General features: G+C 65.9%; 7 protein-coding genes and 1 tRNA gene. 4 read left to right on the top strand and 4 right to left on the bottom strand.

The genetic code is table 11. From position 1 onward, the window contains the following. A partial coding sequence (locus JNN06_RS12090; RefSeq protein WP_291239847.1) for a hypothetical protein occupies window positions 1-247 on the bottom strand: 247 nt, incomplete at its 3' end. Between the two features lie 227 nt (window positions 248-474). Between JNN06_RS12090 and JNN06_RS12095 the strand changes: the two genes are divergently transcribed. The 4 genes from JNN06_RS12095 to JNN06_RS12110 all read left to right on the top strand — a co-directional run bounded on the left by JNN06_RS12095 (window position 475) and on the right by JNN06_RS12110 (window position 5279). Then, window positions 475-550 (top strand) — tRNA-Thr (locus JNN06_RS12095). A 335-nt stretch (window positions 551-885) separates the two neighbouring features. Then, entirely contained in the window at window positions 886-1872 is a 987-nt protein-coding gene (locus tag JNN06_RS12100; protein WP_291239848.1) for a sugar-binding domain-containing protein, read from the top strand. Between the two features lie 72 nt (window positions 1873-1944). Further along, on the top strand, window positions 1945-2898 hold the full coding sequence (gene deoC / locus JNN06_RS12105; protein WP_291239849.1) for a deoxyribose-phosphate aldolase: 954 nt from the start codon (window positions 1945-1947) through the stop codon (window positions 2896-2898). A gap of 11 nt (window positions 2899-2909) precedes the next feature. After that, the gene (locus JNN06_RS12110; RefSeq protein ID WP_291239850.1) at window positions 2910-5279 is read left to right on the top strand and encodes an aldehyde dehydrogenase family protein; all 2370 of its coding nucleotides are present in this window, start codon (window positions 2910-2912) and stop codon (window positions 5277-5279) included. 77 nt (window positions 5280-5356) lie between these two features. Here JNN06_RS12110 and JNN06_RS12115 read toward each other — a convergent pair whose 3' ends face one another. The 3 genes from JNN06_RS12115 to JNN06_RS12125 form a co-directional block, all read right to left on the bottom strand. Then, the gene (locus JNN06_RS12115; RefSeq protein WP_291239851.1) at window positions 5357-6391 is read right to left on the bottom strand and encodes a betaine/proline/choline family ABC transporter ATP-binding protein; all 1035 of its coding nucleotides are present in this window, start codon (window positions 6389-6391) and stop codon (window positions 5357-5359) included. A 14-nt stretch (window positions 6392-6405) separates the two neighbouring features. Beyond that, entirely contained in the window at window positions 6406-7467 is a 1062-nt protein-coding gene (locus JNN06_RS12120; protein WP_291239852.1) for an ABC transporter permease subunit, read from the bottom strand. 135 nt (window positions 7468-7602) lie between these two features. Beyond that, window positions 7603-8589: an ABC transporter substrate-binding protein gene (locus JNN06_RS12125; RefSeq protein WP_291239853.1), complete on the bottom strand. Its 987-nt coding sequence runs from the start codon at window positions 8587-8589 to the stop codon at window positions 7603-7605. Window positions 8590-8801 lie beyond the last annotated feature (212 nt).

Here is an 8801-nt window from a genome sequence, read left to right on the forward strand (position 1 = left end):
TCCAGACCAGTTGCAGCATCGCCCCCGCTGCACTGGCCCGCAGGATGCGCAGCTCCACCCCCGGCGCCCCGCCGCGCTGCGGCTCAAACCGCGCCTTCGGATAGGTTGCCGCCAGCTCGGCCAGAAACCCGGCGCAGATCGCCTCCCGTTGCGCGGGCTCCACCCGGGCATCGGCGGTGCAGTGAAAGGCCTGCGCCGCACCTTCGGCCTGTGCCGCGCCTGTGGCGGGCAAAACTGTACAGGCCATGACCGAAATGCCCCGCAACAGGCCCGAAACTGTACAGGCCGTGACACGTCGCAGCGTCCCGGCAGGGCGGGCCGCAAGGCGCAGAAGGGGGGCAAAACGGGTCAGGCGAGGCCCTCCGGCGTGATGAGCTTTCCCCGAAACCTTCCGCCATTGCCGCCCGGCAATCAAGCCCGCTCGCCGCGCCCCGCCATTGCGCTTGCCCGGTGAGGGTGCTAAATCGCGCTCAGGCCCCTATAGCTCAGCTGGTAGAGCAACGGTTTTGTAAACCGAAGGTCGGCGGTTCGATCCCGTCTGGGGGCACCAACTCCTTTCCGTTTCAGATTGCCTTGCCCGCTTTTTTGCAGGTGCAAATGCAACATTTGCAGCTTTCTCCTGCGAAAGCTGTGGAAGGCCCGAATCCCCTCCCCTCGCGACAACGGGCAGGGGCAAGGCGCACCGCCCCATTGAATTTCGATATTCCTATTGATATTCATCATCTTAGAGGATTTTCCGCCGCCCGGAACTGCGCCCCGTTGACAGGATCGCCCCGCTCTGCGCCACTATTTCTCTCATCGGTGGTAATTTATCACTTTTGCAGAAAACGCGGCGCAAGTTTCAGGCAAGAAAGCCATGTCCAAGCACCAGACCACAGGCCGCGCATGAGCGACCGCAGCCCCTATTCGCAGCGCCTGCCCTCGGACGCGCAGCGCGATCACCTGATGGTGCAGGTGGCAAAGCTGTATTTCGACCTCGACCGCACCCAAAGCCAGATCGCCGAGGATCTGGGCCTGACCCGTTGGCAGGTCGGCAAGCTGCTGACCGAGGCCCGCGCCGAGGGCGTGGTGCGCATCGAGATCACGCCCCGCGCCAGCCGCAAGACCAGCCTTGAAGTGTCTCTGCAACAACGGTTTTTTCTGCGCGATGCCATTGTGGTGCCAATGGGCGGCATCACCGATCCGGCGCTTTTGATCGAAAGCGTGGGTCAGGCCGCCGCCCGGTTTCTGGCAGCGATGAACCCCAAGCCCGCCCTGTTGGGCGTCAGCTGGGGCCGCACCATGGCCGCGGTGGCCCGCGCCCTGCCGCAGGGATGGAACACCGGGGGCCATATCGTGCTGGTGAACGGCAATACGGCGCTGCATGCCACCACCTCGCGCAATGCCGCCGTGGCCGAGGCCTTTGCCCAGACCGCAGGCGGGCAGGCCACGCTGCTGCCGGTGCCCGCCATTGTCGGCAAGGCCTCCACCCGGCAGGCGCTGGAGGAAGACCCGATCCTCGCCCGCGTGCTGGCGCTGGCCGAAGCGGCGCCGGTGGTCTGTTTCGGCATGGGCGGCCTGTCGCAGCAATCGGTGCTGATGTCCTCGGGCTATCTGGCGCAGGATGACATCAGCCGCCTGCGCAATCTGGGCGCCGTGGGCGATATTCTTGGCCGATTTGTCAATGAAAACGGGCAGATCGTCGATATGGCGCTGGATGGCAGAACCGTCGGCCTGCCACTGGACCGGCTGCCGCACAAGGCTTGCTCCATCGGGGTTGTCGCCGGGGCCGACAAGCATCGCATCGCGCTGGCTGCGTTGCGCGCGCGCTATGTCTCGGTGCTGGTGACGGACGAGGCCACCGCCCTCAACATTCTCGACGAGGCGCCATGACACCGCCATGACTCCGCGCGCGCCCTCTCACTTTTGGCCCCCCGCCCTTTGGCAATCGAACGGACCCAAGCCATGACCCATGATTTCCCCCGGATGACCGGGACAGCCTTCACCCCCGACTGGTTCGAGAGCGTCTCGGTCAACCGCCCCGCCGCCGAGCGGCGCGCGGCCAGCCTGCCCGCAAGGCGCACGGTGAAGAAAGAGTGGCAGGCGGCGTGGCTCGCCCGCGCCATTACCTGCATCGACCTCACCACCCTTGCGGGCGATGATACCGCAGGCCGGGTGCAGCGGCTGTGCGCCAAGGCCCGCAACCCGCTGCGCGCCGATTTGCTGGAAGCGCTGGATTTACAAGAGCTTACCGTCGGCGCGGTGTGCGTCTATCCCACCATGGTGCCCCATGCCGTGAAGGCGCTGGAGGGCTCAAACATCCCGGTCGCCTCGGTTGCCACCGGTTTTCCGGCGGGCCTCACGCCCTTGCCGCTGCGGCTGGCCGAGATCCGCTATGCGGTGGAGCAAGGCGCGCAGGAGATCGACATCGTGATCACCCGCGAGCTGGCGCTGACCGGGCAGTGGCAGGCGCTTTATGACGAAATCCGCCAGATGCGCGAGGCCTGCGGCCCGGCCCATATGAAGGCCATCCTCGCCACCGGCGATCTGAAAACGCTGACCAATGTGTATAAGGCCAGCATGGTCGCCATGCAGGCGGGCAGCGATTTCATCAAGACCTCCACCGGCAAGGAGGAGGTGAACGCCACCCTGCCGGTCTCGCTCACCATGCTGCGGGCGCTGCGCGATTTCCGCGATCTGACCGGGCAGATGGTCGGCTTCAAACCGGCGGGCGGGCTGAAAACCGCCAAGGATGCGATGACCTGGCAAATCCTGATGAAAGAGGAATTGGGCACGCGCTGGATGATGCCCGATCTGTTCCGCATCGGCGCCTCCTCCATGCTGGGCGATATTGAACGCCAGTTGGAGCATCACGTCACCGGCCGCTATTCCGCCGCCAACCGTCACGCACAGGCCTGAGGAGAAGACCCATGCCGAAGGTCAAGGAACTTATGGAAACCATGGAATATGGCCCCGCCCCCGAAGCCAGCACTGAGGCCCGCGCCTGGATCGCCGCCCGCCCGGTGATCGGCCATTACATCAACGGCCAATTCACCGCGCCCGAGGGCGAAACGGCCGAGGTGGTGAACCCCGCCACCGATGAGGTGCTGACCCGCGTGGGCCTTGGCACCAGCGCCGAGGTGGACGCCGCCGCCCGCGCCGCCCGCTTGGCCTTCCCGCAATGGGCCGCCCTGCCGGGGCATGAGCGCGCGCGCTACCTCTATGCCATTGCCCGCCATGTGCAAAAGCGCGAGCGCTTCCTGTCGGTGCTGGAGGTGCTGGATAACGGCAAGACCATCCGCGAAACTCGTGACATCGACATTCCGCTGGTCGCGCGCCATTTCTATCACCATGCCGGTTGGGCCGAGGTGATGGAGACCGAGTTTCCCGGCCATGCCCCCTTGGGCGTCTGCGGGCAAGTGATCCCGTGGAACTTCCCGCTGCTGATGCTGGCCTGGAAGGTCGCGCCTGCACTGGCGGCGGGCAATACGGTGGTGCTGAAACCCGCCGATCTGACGCCGCTGACGGCTTACGCCTTTGCCGAGATCTGCGCCGAGGTGGGCCTGCCGCCGGGTGTGGTGAATATCGTGCAGGGCGATGGCGCGACCGGCGCCGCCGTGGCGGGCCACCCGGAGGTCAACAAGGTGGCCTTCACCGGCTCCACCGAGGTGGGGCGCATCATCCGCCGCCAGATTGCCGGTTCGGGCAAGAAACTGTCGCTGGAACTGGGTGGCAAATCGCCTTTCATCGTGTTCGAGGATGCCGATCTGGATGCCGCCATCGAGGGCGTGGTGGATGCGATCTGGTTCAATCAGGGCGAGGTTTGCTGTGCCGGTTCGCGCATTCTGGTGCAGGAGGGCGTGGCCCCGCGCTTCTTCGCCAAGCTCGGCGCGCGGATGGCGACGCTGCGGGTGGGCGATCCGCTCGACAAGACGATGGATATGGGCGCGGTGGTGTCGCGCCGCCAATTGGCCCGCATCGACGCGCTGCTGAAAACCGGCGAGGCCGAGGGGGCGACCCTGCACCGCGCCCCCGGCGCGCTGCCCGAACGCGGCGCCTTCTGCGCGCCGGGTTTCTTCACCGGCACCGCGCCCGCGCATACGGTCAGCCAGGCCGAAATCTTTGGCCCGGTCGCCACCACCCTCACCTTCCGCACCCCTGACGAGGCGATCAGCCTGGCGAATGACAGCCGCTATGGCCTTGCGGCAAGTGTGTGGAGCGAGAACATCAACCGCGCCATCGAAGTGGCGGCAAAGGTCAAGGCGGGCGTGGTCTGGATCAACGCCACCAACCTGTTTGATGCGGGCGCGCCCTTTGGCGGCTACCGCGAAAGCGGCTTTGGCCGCGAGGGCGGGCGCGCGGGAATGGGCGAATATCTTGCCCGGCCAGCCGCTCCCGGCAAGCCCCGCCCCGCCCCGGCAGCCCTGACCGAAGTGGCCCCCTTCACCGGCCCATCCGACCGCCCGGCCATCGACATCACCGCCAAACTTTACATCGGCGGCAAGCAGGCCCGCGCCGATGGCGGGCAAAGCTATGCCGTGCTGGGCAAGGGCGGCGTGGCCATCGGTCAGGCGGCCCTCGCCAACCGCAAGGATGTGAGAAACGCGGTCGAGGCCGCAGGCAAGGCAGGCGACTGGGGGGGCGTCACGGCGCATAACCGCGCGCAGGTGCTGTATTTCCTCGCGGAAAACCTGTCGCAACGCGCGGCAGAATTCACCGCCGCCCTCGCCGCTGCGGGCAGCCCCAAACCCGCCGAGGAGGTGGAGGCCACGATCCGCCGCGCCTTCTGGTATGCCGCGCAGGCCGACAAGTTTGACGGCGCGGTCACCGCCACCAAATCGGCCCATGTGACGATGACCCTGCACGAGCCCTTCGGCACCATGGGCCTTGTGGCGCCAGATGAGGCGCCGCTGCTGGGCCTCATGTCGCTGATCCTGCCTGCGCTGGCGATGGGGAACCGGGTGGTGGCGGTGGCCAGCCAAAGCGCGCCGCTGATCGCCGCGCGGCTTTATCAGGTGTTCGAGACCTCGGATATTCCGGGCGGCGTGGTCAACCTGCTGACCGGCGAGCGGGACGCGCTGGCGAAAACGCTGGCCGAACATGATGACGTGGCCGCCCTGTGGTATTGCGGCGGGGCCGAGGGCGCGGCCATGGTCGAGGCGGCCAGTGCCGGGAACCTCAAGCCCGTCTGGCCGGATACCACGCTGCGCGATTGGCTGAACCCAAGCCAGGGTCAGGGGCGCGACTTCCTGCACCGCGCCACGCAGGTGAAAACGGTCTGGCTGCCCTATGGCGCCTGACCGGCTCTGGTGATCTTTGGCGGTGCCCTTGCCAAGCGCAGGGCACCGCCCGTCAAACCCGACCGATTGAGACGCGCTCAGGCCGCCACGCGGCGCGGCACCAGGGCTTTCACCACGGTCGGCATGTCGATGCTGCCCACCAGCTGCCCCTGATGGCGCACCCGGTAAGACAGGCTCACATCGCCGCCCGAGACCGCGATCAGATGCTCCAGATTGTCATTGGCATCGACCTCGCCCGCATAGCGGCCCGAACCCGCGCCCTCAGACATGACCGAGCGCACCCGCAGCACCCGAGCGCGGTTGATGTCGCCCACGAACTCTTCGATATAGGCATCGGCGGGGTTCAGCAGGATATGCTGCGGCTCGCCCTGCTGCACCACCTCGCCATCCTTCAGGATCACCAGATGGTCGGCCAGTTTCAGCGCCTCATCCAGATCATGCGTGATGAAGACGATGGTCTTGTGCAGCTCGGATTGCAGCTCGAGCAGCAGGTCTTGCATATCGGTGCGGATCAGCGGGTCCAGCGCCGAAAACGCCTCATCCATCAGCATGATGCCGGAATTGGAGGTCAGCGCCCGCGCGATCCCCACCCTTTGCTGCATCCCGCCGGAAAGCTGATGGGGATAGCGCGCGCCATAGGCGCCAAGCCCCACCCGCGCCAGCCATTTCTGCGCCTCGGCCTCGTAATCGCGGCGGCTTTGGCCCTGGGTTTCCAGCGCCATCCCGGCATTGTCCAGCACCGTGCGATGCGGCAGCAGCGCGAATTTCTGAAACACCATCGACATGGTTTTGCGCCGCAAGCCGCGCAGCTGGTCGGCATTCCAGCGCAGGATGTTTTCGCCATCCACCAGCACCTCGCCCGAGGTCGGCTCGATCAGCCGGTTCAGATGGCGGATCAGCGTCGATTTGCCAGAGCCCGACAGGCCCATGATCACCGTGATCTCGCCTTCGCGGATGTCGACATTGATGTCGCGCAGGCCCAGCACATGATTGTGCTGCGCCAGCAGCTCGGTCTTGCCCATGCCCGCCAGCACGCCGGGCAGCACCGCCGAGGGGCGATCCCCGAAGATCTTATAAAGATGACGGATCGAGACTTTTACCGGATTTTTCATGGTTCGATCCTTCCTCAATGCCGGGCCTTGCTGGCGTCAATGCGCGCGAGCGCGGATTTGGTCACCCGGTCCAGCACGATGGCCAGCAGCACGATGCCAAAGCCCGCCACCAGACCCACGCCCAGTTCCAGATTGCGGATGCCGCGCAGCACCAACACGCCCAGACCCGGCGCCGAGACCAGCGAGGCGATCACCACCATGGCCAGGCTCATCATGATCGTCTGGTTCACCCCGGCCATGATGTTCGGCAGCGCCAGCGGAATCTGCACCCGGAACAGCTTTTGCCGCGCGGTCAGGCCAAAGGCATCGGCGGCCTCGATCACGTCGCGATCCACCAGCCGGATGCCCAGATCGGTCAGCCGCACCACCGGCACGATGGCGTAAAGGATGATGGCGATGCCGTAGAGTTTCGGCTCGGTCACGCTGAACAGGAAGATCAGCGGGATCAGGTAGACGAAAGCAGGCAAGGTTTGCAGCATGTCGAGGATCGGCGTCACGATCCGTTGCAGCGTATCGCTGCGCGACATGGCAATGCCCACCGGCACCCCGAACAGCACGCAGATGAAGGCGCAGACAAAGATGATGGCGAGGGTCTGCATCGCCTCGGTGTAATGATCCACCAGCGCCAGCGTGCCCAAAGACAGCGCCACCAGCCCCACCACCCGCCACGAGCGCGACACAAACCACGTCAGCGCCAGCAGCAGCGGCAGCATGATGAACCAGGGCGTCGCCACCATCAGGTCGATCATCTCGCGCAGCATCCAGCTCAGCGGTTGGGTCAGCGGGTCCAGCACCACCCGCAGCGCATCGCGCGCCGAAAGGAACCCGCGCTCCAGCCCCAGCGTCAGGTCGCGGGTTTGCGGAATGGCCGCGCAGGCCTCGTGCAGGCTGTTCAGCGAGGGGATCGGCAGATCCCACCACGTGCCCGCATCCGCAGCGCCGCCCTCGCCCGCCTTGGCCTTGGCCAGCAGATCGGCCATCGACATCGGGGCCTCTGCCCCGCCCGCCGCCGCGCCGCCGCCATCGCACCAGCCTCTCAGGCCCAGCCCGTCAAAAAGCCCGTCATAGGTTGCCATTCGTGGTCTCCCCGGCGAAGGCCCATGCCAGCCGCCGTCCTTGTTCGTGATGGGAAAGAAGATTCGTGACCGGAAAGAAGACCGGGGCGCGCTCGCGCACGCGCCCCGGCCCTCCTGTCGGTCAGTCCTTGCGGATCAGTTCTGCCCCAGCAGCGCCGAAAGTTTGCCCTTGGCATCCTCGGACAGCCAGGCCGACCATTCGTCGGGATGGGTGGTCAGATATTGCACAGCCACTTCCTCGGCCGAGGCCTTGTTCTCGTCCTGCCAAGCCAGCAGGGCGCTCATGTCATCGGTCTTGAAGGTCATTTTCTTCAGGAACTCAACGACCTGCGGCTTTTCGGCGGCCAGGGTCGCGGTCACGGCGGTCACGCTCGGCGCCTCCGGGAAATCCGACACCTGCGGATCGGGGGCATTGGCGTTTTGCAGCGGGGCGAATTTGGCGGCGTCATACTCGCCCAGCTTCACCCGGGTCATCTTGTATTTGCCCAGCGGCACGGTGGGGCCCCAGTAATAGCCGAACCACGGCTCGTTCGCGCTGACCGCCGACCCCATGGAGGAGGCCAGCGTTTCGCCCGAGCCATGGTTGAACACCTCGATGCCTGCATCTTCCAGCTTCAACGCCCGCACCAGATTGTCGCTGACCACGCGGCAGCCCCAGCCCTCGGGGCAATTGTTGAAGCGTTTGCCCACCAGCTCGGGGTTGGCCATGATGCCTTCGATGGTGGTCAGCTCCGGGTGCGCCTCGGCAAGGCTGGTGGGGATCCACCAGCCTTCGATGCCGCCGGGGCTCAGCACATTGGTCAGGGTGACCATGGTGCCCGCCTTTTCCAGCTTGGTATAGGCCTCGCCGGCCGAGTTCAGCCACAGATCGGTCACCACATCCGGCTCGCCATTTTCCGCGACCGAGGTGATGGCGGGGATGGTATCGGATTTCACAAGGCTCACCTTGCAGCCATAGCCCTGTTCCAGCAGGAATTTGGCGACCTCGGTGATGACCTCCGCCGAGGCCCAGCCCATCTGGGCAATCGACACATCGCCGCAGGCGGCCTCCTCGGCCGAGGCGGGCAAGGCGTGCAGGGCACCGGCAGCAATCAGCGCGGCAGCAGAGACGAACAGTTTCATCGGATCACTCCTGTTGGACATGGCTTGACCTCCGGTTGCGGATGCGGCGCATCCCCGGATGTTCTTGAAAAATTTATGGTTTCGGCAGAGAGCCGCAGCGCCCTTGGCCCGCAGCCGCCTTGGGGGCGCGCGTCAGGCCGGGGACGAAGGGGGGCAGATCGGTGGCGACCATGCAGGGCGGCTTCCTTCCTTGGATGCCCCGAGTTTTGGCC

It is taken from the genome of Gemmobacter sp., assembly GCF_016792925.1.
Lineage (GTDB): Bacteria > Pseudomonadota > Alphaproteobacteria > Rhodobacterales > Rhodobacteraceae > Gemmobacter.